Below are 14,675 nucleotides of genomic sequence, written 5' to 3' on the forward strand. Positions count from 1 at the left end.
TCGCCCAGCTTAGGCATGTGAGCCACCTCTCATGAGTGTGCAAAATGACCTATAGTGTTCTGGCATGAGACGTAATGCACAACAGACCAGCACGCCTTCGGCAGTGCTTTCCGGCCGGGTCAGCGTTGATCTGGCCGCGATTTCCGATAATGTCCGCGCCCTCCGGAAACTCACTCCCGCACCGCACTTCATGGCGGTGGTGAAAGGCAACGCCTATGGCCACGGGCTTGTCGAGGTGGCGCAGGCTGCCCTGTCTGCCGGCGCTGACTGGCTCGGAACGGCACAGCTCACGGAGGCTCTTGCGCTACGCCGCGCAGGCATCACGGCGCCGGTGCTGTCCTGGCTGTACCTCGCCACAGCGTCCAGCGAGATCATTCGCGAAGCTGTGGAAAACGACGTCGACATGTCCTTGGGCAGCCCCGCCCAACTCGACGTTGTGGCCGGCATCGCCCGCACGCTCGGAAGGCCGGCCGCGGTCCACCTTGAGCTGGACAGCGGGTTGAGTCGCGGCGGCGCCCGCGCGGAAGACTGGGTTAACCTTGTGGCCGCTGCACGCAACGCCGAGCTCGAGGGGACCCTCACTGTCCGGGGCATCTGGACCCACCTGGCCTGGGCCGACGTACCGGCCCACCCCGGGAACGCCGCAGCGGTGGACGCCTTCGGGGAAGCCGTACGGCAGGCCAGGGAAGGCGGCCTGGAACCGGAGCTGAGGCATGTGTCCAGCTCTGCCAACATCCTGGACCGCCCTGAGTTTGCCTTCGACATGGTGCGGGCCGGGCTGGCCATTTATGGCCTGGCGCCCGCCGACCATCTTGACCCCGCGGATTTCGGGCTGCGCCCGGCCCTGACTGTCACGGCTCCCGTTGTGCTCGTGAAGAAGGTTCCGGCCGGCACCGGCGTGAGCTACGAACACCAGGCCATCACCCACGAGGCAAGGTATCTGGGGCTGATCCCCCTCGGCTATGCGGACGGCATCCCGAAAGGCATCTCAGGGCGCAGCATTGTCCAACTGGGCGGCAGGCGGGTGCCCGTGATCGGCAAGGTGTGCATGGACCAGTTCATGGTGGACCTCGGCCTGGAAGCCTGCGGAGTTTCCGTCGGCGACACGGCCGTGCTGTTCGGCGATCCGGACACCGGTGCGGCGAGCGCGGACGAATGGGGCTCGGCCATCGGCAGCCACGGCGACGAAATCATCAACCGGATAGCGCCGCGGCTGCCCAGGGCCTACGAGTGCCCCGACTACCAGGATCCTGAAGTCAGCGTGCCGCATGTCGCCTGAAGCTGCCGCGGGAGCGGGCACCAGAGCCGTAACGGGAAGAGGGACCGGCGCCGAGCCGATCAGCGCTGTCACGTTGGAGCAGTTCCTGGAAAAGTTGCCGCCGGAGTTAACGATCCTGCACGACGGCGGCAACGGTTCCGGCCTGCTGCGCTGGGTAGAGCCCAGCGAGCTGGAGGACCCCACGCCGTACCTGCTCGACGGTGAGTTCCTCCTCACGGCGGGTCTGCCGTTTGTGGGCGAGGCAGGCAACCAGGTCCGGGTCGACGCGTACGTGCGGCGTCTGGTGGGAGCCGGGGTGGGGGCCCTGGGCTTCGGGCTGGAACCCTACTTCGACGCAGCGCCGGAGGCACTGGTGAAGGCCTGCGTCCGGCATAACCTGACTCTGGTTCAGGTACCAAGCACTGTGCCGTTCGCTGCCATCGGGCTGGAATTTTCGCAGCTGCTCGAATCGGATAACGCCAAAGCCTTCAGGCAGCTGGCGGACATCAACCGGCAGCTGATGCGCGCAGTCCTCTCCGCCCGCCCCGAGCATGAACTCCTGGCCGCACTGGCCCAGCGGGTTCCCGTGTGGGCGGTGCTGGTCGGCGCGGACGGAAGGGTCCGCGCCCGGGCGGGCACCGGCGTCGAACTTCCCGCCCTGCAGCAGATCCTCGACCGGCTGCTCAGCGGCAGCGGCCCCCGGGTGGAAATGGAATCCTTCGACATTCCCGGCTCTGCCCTGGTGTTCGGGCATCCGCTGCGCAGCACGCGGGACGCCACCCTCGGCGCTTTGATCCTCGGGACGGACAGGGCGCTGACCCCGGCGCAGAACAGTGTGGTGTCCTCGGTAGTGGGGCTGCTGGAACTGCTGGTGCGACAACGCACCAGCGGCTCGCTCGCCCCCAGCCAGCTGGCAACGGCGCTGCTGCTGCATCCGGAGAGCCTGGCCGCCGGCTCAACCCGGCAGCTGAACGTCCTCAGGGACCTCCTGGCGCAAAGCGTTTCCGGAACCCGGTCCGGTGCCCTCCGGGTGGTTCAGGGCGTGCGGGCGGACGCGTCGGCGCCCGCGCCGGCCGATGGCCCTGTCAGGGAACTGCTGCAGTGGCGCAGGCTGTTCGACACGAAGATGGTGGAACTGACGGACTACGGGTTTGCCGCCGTCACCCGGCTCAAGGTGGACGACACGCTGCTGCATGAGGTGGAGGAGCTGGGCTGGCGCCTGGTGGTGGGCGATCCGACGGAAATGGCCGGACTTCCTGCCGCGTACCAGCGTGCGGCGTCGCTGCGGCCCCGCGTCCAGGCCAGCGGACAAAGTGTGCGCGTGGATGACGTCACGTGGTCGGTCACGGGGCTCTTGGGCCGCACCGCCGGCACCATGCTTGCCGCCCGGTTGCTGGAACCGATCCTGGCGCAGGAGCCTGACCGAATCAGCTCCCAACTCAGTGTCCTGAAGTCGTGGCTGGGCGAAAACGGCAACTGGGATGCCACTGCCAAAGTCCTGGGGATGCACCGGAACAGCGTGCGGCGCCAGATCAATGCACTGGCCGAGCTGCTGGCCATGGACCTTGGTTCCGCCCACGTGCGGGCGGAGCTGTGGATTGCCCTGCAGTATGTGGACGGCCTGGAGGACCGGATGGTTCAGATGCCCCAGGACCGGTAGAGCTCCGGGCGGCGTTCCCGGAGATAGGGCATCACGTCACGGGTAATCCGGGCGGCGTCCGGATCCACCTCGGCGAACAGGAGTTCGGCCCCCGGTCCCGCCGTGGCCAGCAGCGAACCATCCGGTCCGGCAATGACACTGCCGCCGAGGAATTCGCAGCCGTCCTCGGTTCCTGAGTGGTTGGCATAGGCGATGGTCAGCTGGCTTTCCAGCGCGCGGGCCCGGAGCAGCACTTGGGGAACCGCCTCGAAGCCGTGCGCCAGAGCGGTCGGCACCAGGAGCAGCTCTGCCCCGCCCAGCGCGGCGGCCCTGACCGATTCCGGAAATTCCACGTCGTAGCAGATCACCATTGAGGTCCGGAATCCGTTGAAATCGACGACGGCGGGACCCGCCTCCGCGGGGCTGAACGCCGCGCGTTCGTCATCGCCAAAGAGGTGCACTTTTGCGTAGGTGAGAAGCTCACCCCCCGTGGCGTCCACGAGCGTGGAGGTGATGTGCCAGCTGCCCCCGTCTGTGACTGACGGCAGGCTGTAGACCAGTCCGATCCCGTGGCGCCGCGCGATCCCTTCCAGCGCCTCCCGGATGGCGGGAAGCCCGGCAGGGTCCAGCTCCGCGCGGAGCCGCAGCGGCGCGTAGCCCACGGGAAACAGCTCCGGGGTGACCAGGACTGCTGCGCCCTCCCCGGCGGCCGCCCGGGCAGCCGCATCCAGGGCGGCACAGTTTGCATCCACATCGAGTACGCGGGCGTTTGCCTGCATCAGGGCCAGCAGCACCGTTTCCACCTCACATGATCGGGACGGCCACAGGAAGTATGCGTCCGCTTTTTCCAGCCTAGCCACCGGGCCTGAACGGCATCCGGGGCCAATTGCACCGGCCGAAGCCACAGGAGGGACGGATCGTCCTATCTTTTTTTCTCATCCGGCAGACTCCTTGCGTTAACTTCTTGACTGCAACCGTCAATGTAGGGCAGTCTTCTTTTCATGTCCGCCACACCGCGCTCGACGAGGAGCAAGCCAAAAAATCCGGGATCCCAGTCAGCCCTCCGGCAACTGAACCAGCAACGGATCATCGAGACCCTCATGAGCGGCCCGTCCACCCAGGCCGAGCTTGCGCGCCAGACCGGCCTCTCCACCGCCACGGTGTCCAACATCGTCAAAATCATGCAGGACGCGGGCCTGGCGTCAACCGAGCCGATCACCAGTTCCGGCCGCAGGGCACTCAACGTAAGACTAAACAGCAACGGCGCGGTGGCAGTGGGAATCGATTTCGGCCGGCGGCATCTCCGAGTGGTCCTGGCATCCCTGAGCTACCACGTGATCGCCGAGGAATCCGTCCTGCTGTCGCTCGGCCACCAGGCCGAGGAAGGCATCCGGGCAGCCGTCGGACTACTGGACAAACTGCTGCAGCAAAGCGGCGTGGACCGGACCCTGGTGGTGGGCGCCGGCGTCGGAATTCCCGGCCCCATCGACCGCCGGACCGGCACCGTGGCGCAGGGCGCTATCCTCCCCGAATGGGTGGGCATCAACATCCTCCAGCATCTGGAGGAAAAGCTCAATATCCCCGTATTCGTTGACAACGACGCCAATCTTGGCGCTTGGTCCGAGGTCACTTGGGGGCCGCATTCGGGCGTGAGCAACCTGATGTTCCTCAAGATCGGATCGGGCATCGGCGCGGGCCTGATCCTCAACGGCGCGCCGTACTACGGCAACGTCGGCATTACGGGCGAAATCGGCCATGCAACGATCCACGAGCACGGGCTGGTGTGCCGCTGCGGTAACCGTGGCTGTCTGGAGACCATCGCCTCCACTACCACCATGATGGAGCTGCTGGGCCGCGGCGAAGACCCGCCCCTGACGCCGGCGGACATCGTGCGCAAAGCCCTGGCGCGCGACTCCGCCACGCTCAGGGTGGTGGATGATGCAGGCCTGGCAGTGGGACGCGCCCTGGGCAATGTGGCCAATCTGATCAACCCTGAAGTGATCGTGGTGGGCGGTCCCCTCGCGGGGCTGGGCGACCTGCTGCTCGACCCCATTCGGAGGGGGCTTATCCGGCATGCAGTGCCGGTGATCGGCGAGACCACCAAGCTGACGATGTCCTCACTTGGGGACCGCGCGGAGGCCCTGGGGGCTGCCGCGTTGGTGTTCCAGCATGCCGGGATCCGGCGAACGTAGCCGTTTTGTTATCCGGCAATTGCGTTAAAGACTTGACGACAACGGGTGTGATCCAGTTTACTTTTTCATCAGACGCCCCTGCGCTTTGCGGGGCGGACAAAGAAGTCATGCATTGGAGGCGTAAGGGCAAATGACGTCCCAGACCACGCACACTGACCCGGTCATCCTGGAGATGCGTTCCATCACCAAGGAATTTCCCGGCGTCAAGGCATTGTCGGAAGTGAGCCTCCGGGTCAAAGCCGGCGAGATTCACGCTATCTGCGGCGAAAACGGCGCCGGCAAATCCACGCTGATGAAGGTGCTTTCGGGCGTCTACCCGTACGGCAGCTACGACGGCGACATCGTATACCAGACCGAGGTCCAGCAGTTCAAGGACATCCGCGCCAGCGAGCACGCCGGCATTGTGATCATCCACCAGGAGCTGGCCCTGATCCCGGAACTGTCCATCATGGAGAACATCTTCCTGGGCAACGAACCGACCAAACGCGGCGTCATCAACTGGGCGGAGGCCCGGCAGCGGTCCACGGAGCTGCTGGCCCGGGTGGGACTCAGGGAAGACCCGGACACCCCCATCAAGGAGATCGGCGTCGGCAAGCAGCAGCTCGTGGAGATCGCCAAGGCCCTGAACAAGTCAGTCAAGATCCTCATTCTGGACGAGCCGACCGCGGCGCTGAACGAATCCGATTCCCAGCACCTCCTGGACCTGATGCTGGGCCTCAAGGCCAAAGGCATCACCTCGATCATCATTTCCCACAAGCTCAACGAGATCGAGCAGATCGCCGATTCCATCACCATCATCCGGGACGGCAAGTCGATCGAAACGCTCGACGTCAAGGCCGACGGCGTCGACGAGGACCGCATCATCAAGGGCATGGTGGGCCGGGCCCTGGAGTCCCGCTTCCCCGACCACACCCCCAAGATCGGCGAAGTGTTCTTCGAAGTGAAGGACTGGTCCGTTGGCCACCCCGCCATCCAGGACAGGCTGGTCTGCAAGAGCTCAAACTTCTTTGTGCGGCGCGGCGAGATTGTGGGATTCGCCGGGCTGATGGGTGCCGGCCGTACCGAACTGGCCCGCTCCGTCTTCGGCCGCTCCTATGGCCGGTTCATCAACGGCCATGTATATAAGGACGGCAAGGAAGTTGTCCTCAAAAACGTCCGGCAGGCGATTGACGCCGGACTGGGTTATGTGACCGAGGACCGAAAGTCCCTGGGCCTGAACCTGCTCGATGACATCAAGGCCACCACCGTTTCAGCGAACCTCAAGAAGATCAGCCGAAACAGCGTGGTGGACACTGCCAAGGAATTCGAAGTTGCCGAGCAGTACCGCAAGGCGCTGCGTACCAAGACGCCCTCTGTGGAGGAAGGCGTCGCCAAGCTGTCGGGCGGCAACCAGCAGAAGGTGGTTCTGGCGAAGTGGATGTTCACGGACCCGGACCTCCTCATTCTGGATGAACCGACGCGTGGCATCGATGTGGGCGCCAAGTACGAGATCTACGGCATCATCCAGCAACTGGCCAACCAGGGCAAAGGCGTGGTGGTCATCTCATCCGAGCTGCCCGAGCTGCTGGGTCTTTCCGACCGCATCTACACCATCTTCGAGGGCGCCATCACCGGGGTCCTGAATAAGGAGGAAGCGAGCCAGGAAAGCCTGATGAAACTCATGACCTCCGCCCGTAAGGCCGCCTGACCCTCTGGAATCCTCCAGATCCTTCCAGATACAAGGACTGAAACAATGAACGCGCTCAAGAAGCTGTTTGGCGGCAATACCCGCCAATTCGGGATGATCTTCGCCCTGGTCGCACTGATCGTCTTTTTCCAGATCACCACAGAGGGCCGCACTCTCACTCCGGGCAATGTCATCAACCTCTTCAATGGCAACTCGTACATCCTCATCCTCGCCATCGGCATGGTGCTGGTCATCATCGCCGGTCACATCGACCTCTCCGTAGGATCCGTGGCCGCGTTTGTGGGCGTGACAGTGGCCCTGGCCATCCGCGACTGGGGTATCCCCTGGTACGCCGGCGTGCTGCTGGGCCTGCTCCTGGGTGCCCTGATCGGTGCGTGGCAAGGACTTTGGACGGCGTACGTAGGGATCCCCGCCTTCATCGTCACCTTGGCCGGCATGCTCCTGTTCCGTGGCTTCAACCAGTTCGTGGGCAAGTCCAACACCATCCCGGTACCCAATGACTTCCAGTACCTGGGTTCCGGCTACCTTCCTGAGGTTGGGCCCAGCACCGGCTACAACAACCTCACCCTGCTGATCGGCCTCGCTGCAGTCGCCTTTGTGATCTTCAGCGAAATCCGCCGCCGCCGGACCGCGAAGGTGCTGGGCGCCGAAGTGGCAGAGACCTGGGTGGTCGTCCTGAAGCTTGTCCTGGTCTGCGCGGCCATCCTGTACGCCACGTACCTCTTCGCCACCGGCCGTCCGGGCACGTCCTTCCCCATCCCCGGCCTGATCCTCGCCGTCCTGGTCCTGATTTACGGCTTCGTCTCTTCCAAGACCGTGGTGGGTCGCCACATTTACGCCGTGGGCGGCAACCGGCATGCAGCCGAACTCTCCGGCGTCCAGTCCAAGAAGGTCAACTTCCTGGTCATGATGAACATGTCCATCCTGGCTGGCCTCGCGGGCATGATCTTCGTGGGGCGCTCCACCGCTTCGGGCCCGTTCGACGGCGTCGGCTGGGAACTGGATGCCATCGCCGCAGTCTTCATCGGCGGCGCGGCCGTGACGGGCGGCGTGGGCACCGTGATCGGTTCCATCATCGGTGGCCTGGTCATGGCAGTCCTGAACAACGGCTTGCAGCTCCTCGGCGTCGGCGCCGACCTCACCCAAATCATTAAGGGCCTGGTCCTGCTGATCGCAGTGGCGTTCGACGTCTACAACAAGTCTCAGGGCAAGCGGTCCATCATCGGACTGATGATGAACAACTTCAACCGCCCAACCGGCGGGCCCGGCACACCCCTGCAGCCCGACGAAACCACCTCCACCAAGGAAACGATCGCCAGGGAAGCCTGAGCGATGCAGGTTCCGGAACCAATACCCTCAAAGAGAAAGTGGACCAAGAAATGCGAATGATTGGTAAAGCAGGAAAGGCAGCAGCGATAGCTGCAATCGCAGCACTGGCGATGACGGCCTGCGGACGGGCCGAACCCGGCACCACCAGCACCACCGGAGCCGGCGGCTTCGAGCAGAACTCCTCCATCGGCGTCGCGCTTCCCCAGAAGACCAGCGAAAACTGGGTGCTGGCGGAGAAGCTGTTCAACGATGGGCTCTCCGGCGCCGGCTTCAAGCCGGACGTGCAGTTCGCCAACGGCGGCGTCTCCGAGCAGCAGAACCAGATCAGCGCCATGATCACCAAGGGCGCCAAGGTCATCATTGTCGGTGCCATCGACGGTGCCCAGCTGGGTACACAGCTGAAGCAGGCGAAGGACTCCGGCGCGACGATCATTGCTTATGACCGGCTCCTGCTCAACACGGAGAACGTGGACTACTACGTGGCCTACGACAACTTCAAGGTGGGCGTGCTGCAGGGCCAGGCGCTGCTGGACGGCATGAAGGCCAAGAAGCCGACCGGCCCCTACAACGTCGAGCTCTTCGCCGGGTCGCCGGATGATGCCAACGCGAAGGTCTTCTTCGACGGGGCCATGAGCATCCTGAAGCCCAAGATCGACGACGGAACGCTCAAAGTTGTCTCCGGCCAGACCACCTTCGAACAGGCAGTCACCCAGGGCTGGAAGGCAGAGAACGCCCAGCGCCGCGCCGACACCCTGCTGACCGGCTCCTACGGGACCGCTGCCCTGGACGGTGTCCTCTCACCGAACGACACTTTGGCCCGCGCTGTCCTGACTTCTGTCAAGGCCGCCGGTAAGCCGCTGCCCATCATCACCGGCCAGGACTCGGAAGTTGAATCCGTCAAGTCCATCCTTGCCGGCGAGCAGTACTCCACCATCAACAAGGACACCCGCAAGCTCGTTGAGCACGCAATCGTGATGGTCAAGGATCTCCAGGCAGGCAAGACGCCTGAGATCAACGACGACAAGTCCTACAACAACACGGTGAAGACCGTACCCGCTTTCCTGCTGCCGCCGGTCATCGTGACCGCCGCCAACGTGAAGACGGCCTACGTGGACGATCCGGTACTGGGCCCGCTGACCAAGTAACGCGGTCTAAGTAACGCGGTCCGCCGGTCACCACCGGTTTACATAGAATGCCCCGGCTCCCCCACAGGGAGCCGGGGCATTCCGCATTCCAACGCTCTCTCACTTAATGCACGCTTTTCACTAGCGCTCTCTCACTGCCCGCCGCCTTTCACAGCCCAAACACAGCTTCGGCCGCCTTCCTGCACAGGCCCCGAAGCGAGGGTAGGAGCAGATGCCGGCCTTCCGCCGGCCCCAGATCCTAGGAGTATAGTGAGCGTCCTTGCCCGGAGTGTTGGCAATGCCTTCAGAAACAAGGTCCGAACAGCCGCGGTGGTGGCACTCCTGGCCGTCGCGATCGGACTTGCACTGGCCATGCTGGTGGCCAACCAGGCCGTCGGAGCCAAAGTCCAGGAGCTGAACGCGTCCGTCGGGACCGTCCTGACCGTCAACCCGGCCGGCGGCCAGTGCGGTCCCGCCGGACAGAACGCCACCACGTTGACCACCAGCCTTACCGCAGCCATCGACGCTGGCACCCTCGGTGGACGGAACCAGCCCGCAAACGGCACCACCGGAACCACCACCGCGCAGCCGGTACGCTCCCTCCCGATCACTGCAACCGGAATCGGCGGCGAAGTGGACACCATCGGCAAGAGCCTGACCATCACCGAAGGCACCGGGCTCGGCGACTACACGGCTGAATCCGCCAACGCCCTCCTGGGAACCACTCTGGCCGAGAAGAACAACCTGACCATCGGCTCCACGTTCACCATCAACGGGCAGACGTTCACTGTGGCCGGCCTCTTCGACTCCGGCACTACGTTCGGCAACAACGCCCTTTACCTGACCCTCCCCACGGCCCAGACCGTCGCGGAACTGCCGGGCGAGCTGTCCTCGATGATTGTCACGGTGGACGGCATGGAAAACCTCGAGGCCGCCAAGGCCGCGCTTGAGTCCGCCCTCGGCACCGACAAAGCCGACGTCACGCAGGGCCAGAACCTGGAGTCGGCGGTCAGCTCGCTCGGCAGCGTCAAGAACATCTCCTTCATCGCCTTCGTAGCTGCCCTGGGCACCGCCGGACTGATCATCCTGCTGATCATGGTCATGCTGGTCCGCGAACGCCGCCGGGAAATCGGTGTTCTGAAGGCGATCGGAGCACCCAACCGCACCATCGGCCTGCAGTTCGTGCTGGAGGCACTGGTCCTCGTGGCCATGGGCAGCGCGGTGGGCGCCGCCGTCGCCTCCTTTGCCAGCGGCGGCATCGCTTCCGCGCTGATCAGCACCAACACCACCACGACGGCGGCCACCACCACCGGTCGCGGGGCCGCCATGGCCGGCGCTGCAGGCGGCGCCGGAATGCCGGGCGGCGGTGCTGGCTTCCCCGGCGGCGCTGGCCTTCCCTCCGGGAACCCCCTTGGTGGCGCTTCCCAGCTGCTGACATCGGTCACCGCCAGCGCCTCCCCCGGCGTCATCGCCGCCGGCATCGCAGCGGTGTTCGGCGTGGCCATCATCGGCGCGCTGGTCCCTGCACTGCTCACGGCACGCATCCGTCCCATCGAAGTCCTGCGAGGAGAATAGCCATGATTGAAGTCAAGAACCTGGTCCGCACTTTCAACTCCGGTGACCACACCATCAAGCCGGTCAACGACGTCAGTTTTGTTCTGGAGCAGGGCACGCTGGCGTCCATTGTCGGCAAGAGCGGCAGCGGCAAGAGCACACTGTTGTCCCTCCTGGGTGCGTTGGACAAACCGACCAGCGGAGACGTCGTCGTCAACGGCGTGAGCCTGGCCGGGATGCCGGACGGCAAGCTGACCGAGTACCGGCGCCGGGATATCGGGTTCGTTTTCCAGCAGTTCAACCTGATCCCGAATCTTTCGGCGATGGACAACGTCATGCTGCCCATGGAGTTCGCGGGCGTGCGCAGGACCGAGCGTCGGCAGCGGGCAACGGACCTTCTGGAGCAGGTGCAGCTGGACCCGGAGAAGCAGGTGCGCCGCATCAACCGGCTGTCCGGCGGCGAGCAGCAGCGCGTGGCGATTGCCCGGGCGCTGGCCAACGAACCCAAGCTGATCCTCGCTGACGAGCCCACCGGCAACCTGGACGAGCAGACCGGTGACCACATCATCGAACTGCTCAGCTCGCTCAGGCGTGACCACAACACCACCATCCTTGTGGTCACCCACGACAAGGCGTTGGCCAACAAGACGGACCGCCGCTTCAGGCTCCAGCAGGGCAGACTGACGGAAGAACCGGCGCGCGCCTTGGTCTGACGCCCGCACTGGTCTGAATGAGAGGATGGGCACCATGAGCGCGCCCATTGCCACACCGTGGCTGTCCACCCAGTCCGACCCGGATCCCCGGTCTGCCACCGGAAGACGCCTGCGGTGGGGCGTCATAGCCACCGGCGGGATCGCGCGGTCAGTGTCGCAGGACCTGGCACTGCTCCCAGACGCCGAGCTCTATGCCGTCAGTTCCCGCTCACCGGGCACTGCGGAGAGTTTCGCGGCGGACTACGGTTTCGCCAAGGCCTACGGGGACGACGACGGCGTGCCCGGCTACCAGCGGCTGCTCGCCGATGACTCGGTGGACGTTGTCTACGTCGCAACACCGCACGCCCAGCACCACCAGATTGTGCTCGCTGCGCTTAATGCGGGCAAGCACGTCCTGTGCGAAAAGGCGTTCACCATCAACGGCAGGGAAGCGAGCGAACTCGTCGCGCTTGCCCGGGAACGGAAGCTCTTCCTCATGGAGGCAGTGTGGTCCCGCTTCCTCCCGGGCATGCAGCGGGCGTTCGAGATTGCCGCGTCCGGGGAGCTCGGGGACGTGCACTGGGTGACCGCTGACCTGGGTTTTCCCGCACCGTATTCCCCTACGTCCAGGCTGTGGGCCAGGCAGGACGGTGGCGGTGCCCTCCTGGACATCTCGGTCTACCCCCTGCTGTGGGCAGTGGGAACGCTGGGGTTCCCGCAGACCGTCAGTGCCACCGGCTTCATTAATGACGACGGCGTGGACGCCCAGAATGCGCTGACGCTCGGCTACAACCATGGTGCCCAGGCCCAGCTGACGTCCTCGCTCCTGGCGTACGGTCCGCGGACTGCCACCGTGGCCGGCAGCCTGGGCTACCTCCAGAGTGTCGGTTCCATCAACAATCCGCGGGAGTTGGTGATCGGCGTCGGACGGGAGGGCCTGCGCACGGAGGCGTTCGACGTCGTCGGCATCGGCTATACCTACGAACTGCGCGAGGTGACCCGCTGCATCCAACAGGGCCTGACCGAGAGCCCGGTCATGCCGCTGGAGGATTCCATCAAAACCATGCGGCTCTTTGACGGAGTGCGCGGGCAGCTGGGCGTCAGCTACCCGAACGATGCCCACTGATCGTTATGGCCTATGATTTTTTTGTAACAGGCTTGACAATCATCTTTCGGTTATCGATGACTGAGTGACAAATTAGTAAGCTTGCTGGATTTATTTTCAGTTTCCCTAGACTTCCTGCACGCGAGAGTCTTACGCTGATGAAATCGTAGGTCTCAACGATGCTGGGGGTGGTACGCATGGCTAAATTCCGTTCGCCATGGCGTGCGCTCCGGCCGCTTCTCCTCGCAGGTGCAGTGACTGCCACTTGGCTGACACTTTCCGCTTCAGCCGCAACAGCTGACTCCTCGAGAGATTCAGGATCCCTTCTGGGCGGCCTCTCTTCATCGGCCGCGTCCCCGGCTCCTTCTCCCAACGGACTCCTGCAGCCCGTTGTGGGAAGCGTGGCGGGCACAGCGGACCACCTGATAGCCCCATTACCCGTAGTGAACAGCGTGGTTCCGGCTGGCACCGTCACTTCCGTGGCCGTCCCGGTTGCCGGAGTGGTCGATACGGCTGCCGATGACCTGATCGAGACCGTCGCTCCGCCACTCGCCGAAGCGGTCCCCGTTCTTGAACCCGCGCTGCAGCCCCTGGTCGATCTGGTGGATGCAACCGTGGCGGCCGTGCCGGTCACGCTGCCCGACCTGATCGTTGACGGGATTGCCGTCGCCGGTGAGGCCTCCACCAGCACGGATGCCGCCGCGGGACCAACTGCAGGTGCTGAGCACAGCGCCGATGATGCGCCGGGCCGCTCCACCAACACTGCAGACCACTTTCGGGCCGCCACTGGCACGTCGTCCGCGCTGGCTAAGACCAGCGCACGAACGCTCCCGGCTGCGCCCGGAATTACGTGGACAGTCGACCCGTCCATGCCTCCGGCTCCAGCCCCGGCAGGACCTGCATCGGGGGCAGGGGGTGGCGCCTCGCCATCCGGCCCCTCAGGCTCTGCTGCCTGGCTGAATGAGTTCGGTTTTTACCTGCCGCTCCCGGGATCCTTCCCGGTCAGCGGATCACCTCAGCATGTCCCTTCGCCGGTGTCATTCGACCCCGGTTCCTCTCCTGACTAGTTGAGCCCCCTGCCCTTCATGGGCAGAACACGGCCTCAAGGCGCTGAACAGCGCCCCAAATCAACTCTTCAGGAGACATCACCATGAATTGCAACCTTCGTAGGGGGCTGCTTAGCACCCTCTTTGCCCGGCGGGCTACTAGCCTTCGGCGCCACCGCGGCCAGCGCCGCGGACACAACCAGCGGACCGGACCTCACGGCCTCCGCACTGGTCTCAGCGGCGACGTCCGCAGATTCGACGTCGTTGGGCCTGCTGGGTGGCTCAACGCAGTCGGACACTGCTGACGTCGCCGCTGTGGTCGACGTCAACCTCGGTCTCGGCGGCACCGACGGGAGCGGAACCACCGCCGACGTTGCCGCAGCAGCCGACATAAACCTCGGCCTGGGCACGTCCGGCGTTCTTGACGGCTCGAATGTTGTTATTGATGCATGCGTCATCTTCGGCGGCGGCGATGGCTGTGGAACCCCAGGTACTGAAACCCCCGGTACGGAAATGCCCGGTACGGACACAACGGACCCAGGAACCGGCACGACGGGTGACACGGACACAACGGACCCAGGAACCGGAACCACCGGCACCACCGATCCGGGAACCGGAACGACCGGCACCACGGGAGGTGGCACGACCGGTATCACTGTTGTTCCCGCCGGCACCACCACCGGTTCGGTATCTTCCGCAGCAAACACCATGGGCAACACCTCAGGCCAAGGCGGCACGGCCGCCCTAGCCAAGACGGGCATGGATGCTTCACTGATCCCTCTAGTCGTCATCCTGCTGCTTGCCGGACTGCTGATGCTCAAGCGGCGTCGGAAGGCCTAGCGGCCTCCGCACTCAGCGGACTGCGACGGCTAAGACCGTCAACGCACCGGCTCCGCCGTTCGGGGCCTAGCCAACTGTTCGGATAGGAGGTGGCAACCAGAGAGCTCAACTACCAGCACTTGTCCTTGTGACCGGAGGTCCGGCTGAGAAAGTCCCAATCACTTCTTAGCCGGGCCGCCGGCGTGCCGGCAGACGGCTTAAGGGATGCC

Annotated in this window: 12 protein-coding genes; 11 read left to right on the forward strand and 1 reads right to left on the reverse strand. The window is 64.6% G+C overall.

Features of this window, described 5'->3' with window-relative positions:
* Nucleotides 1-64: 64 nt before the first annotated feature.
* Together alr and NG697_RS00120 are read left to right on the forward strand one after the other, a co-directional pair.
* A complete protein-coding gene (alr, locus tag NG697_RS00115) occupies nucleotides 65-1,279 on the forward strand; it encodes an alanine racemase (RefSeq protein ID WP_252613074.1) in 1,215 nt (404 codons plus the stop codon).
* The gene (locus NG697_RS00120) at nucleotides 1,269-2,918 is read left to right on the forward strand and encodes a PucR family transcriptional regulator (protein ID WP_252613076.1); all 1,650 of its coding nucleotides are present in this window, start codon (nucleotides 1,269-1,271) and stop codon (nucleotides 2,916-2,918) included. The genes alr and NG697_RS00120 overlap by 11 nt, the downstream gene beginning before the upstream one ends.
* On the opposite strand, the gene NG697_RS00125 is transcribed toward NG697_RS00120, so the two are convergent.
* Nucleotides 2,897-3,691, reverse strand: coding sequence for a carbon-nitrogen hydrolase family protein (locus tag NG697_RS00125; protein ID WP_252603698.1), 795 nt, complete (start codon nucleotides 3,689-3,691; stop codon nucleotides 2,897-2,899). The genes NG697_RS00120 and NG697_RS00125 overlap by 22 nt on opposite strands.
* A gap of 207 nt (nucleotides 3,692-3,898) precedes the next feature.
* Between NG697_RS00125 and NG697_RS00130 the strand changes: the two genes are divergently transcribed.
* From NG697_RS00130 to NG697_RS00170, 9 genes are all read left to right on the forward strand, one after another.
* Nucleotides 3,899-5,089 carry an ROK family transcriptional regulator gene (locus NG697_RS00130; RefSeq protein WP_252607788.1) on the forward strand — a complete coding sequence of 397 codons (1,191 nt, stop codon included), beginning with the start codon at nucleotides 3,899-3,901 and terminating at the stop codon, nucleotides 5,087-5,089.
* 130 nt (nucleotides 5,090-5,219) lie between these two features.
* Nucleotides 5,220-6,776 (forward strand): multiple monosaccharide ABC transporter ATP-binding protein, encoded by a 1,557-nt coding sequence (gene mmsA, locus NG697_RS00135; protein ID WP_252603695.1) that lies wholly within the window; start codon nucleotides 5,220-5,222, stop codon nucleotides 6,774-6,776.
* Between the two features lie 45 nt (nucleotides 6,777-6,821).
* The gene (gene mmsB / locus NG697_RS00140) at nucleotides 6,822-8,105 is read left to right on the forward strand and encodes a multiple monosaccharide ABC transporter permease (RefSeq protein WP_252607787.1); all 1,284 of its coding nucleotides are present in this window, start codon (nucleotides 6,822-6,824) and stop codon (nucleotides 8,103-8,105) included.
* A gap of 50 nt (nucleotides 8,106-8,155) precedes the next feature.
* Entirely contained in the window at nucleotides 8,156-9,250 is a 1,095-nt protein-coding gene (locus NG697_RS00145; protein WP_252603689.1) for a substrate-binding domain-containing protein, read from the forward strand.
* 249 nt (nucleotides 9,251-9,499) lie between these two features.
* Nucleotides 9,500-10,804 (forward strand): ABC transporter permease, encoded by a 1,305-nt coding sequence (locus tag NG697_RS00150; protein ID WP_252613079.1) that lies wholly within the window; start codon nucleotides 9,500-9,502, stop codon nucleotides 10,802-10,804.
* A gap of 2 nt (nucleotides 10,805-10,806) precedes the next feature.
* Nucleotides 10,807-11,496: an ABC transporter ATP-binding protein gene (locus NG697_RS00155; RefSeq protein ID WP_252613081.1), complete on the forward strand. Its 690-nt coding sequence runs from the start codon at nucleotides 10,807-10,809 to the stop codon at nucleotides 11,494-11,496.
* Nucleotides 11,497-11,530: 34 nt separating this feature from the next.
* Complete coding sequence (locus NG697_RS00160; RefSeq protein ID WP_252607785.1) at nucleotides 11,531-12,601, forward strand: Gfo/Idh/MocA family protein; 1,071 nt, start codon at nucleotides 11,531-11,533, stop codon at nucleotides 12,599-12,601.
* A gap of 422 nt (nucleotides 12,602-13,023) precedes the next feature.
* Nucleotides 13,024-13,647 carry a hypothetical protein gene (locus NG697_RS00165; RefSeq protein ID WP_252613084.1) on the forward strand — a complete coding sequence of 208 codons (624 nt, stop codon included), beginning with the start codon at nucleotides 13,024-13,026 and terminating at the stop codon, nucleotides 13,645-13,647.
* Nucleotides 13,648-13,770: 123 nt separating this feature from the next.
* Nucleotides 13,771-14,466, forward strand: a complete 696-nt coding sequence (locus NG697_RS00170; protein ID WP_252607783.1) for an LPXTG cell wall anchor domain-containing protein — start codon at nucleotides 13,771-13,773, stop codon at nucleotides 14,464-14,466.
* The last annotated feature ends 209 nt before the right edge of the window (nucleotides 14,467-14,675 follow it).

The organism is Pseudarthrobacter raffinosi (assembly GCF_023913835.1).
Taxonomy (GTDB): domain Bacteria; phylum Actinomycetota; class Actinomycetes; order Actinomycetales; family Micrococcaceae; genus Arthrobacter; species Arthrobacter raffinosi.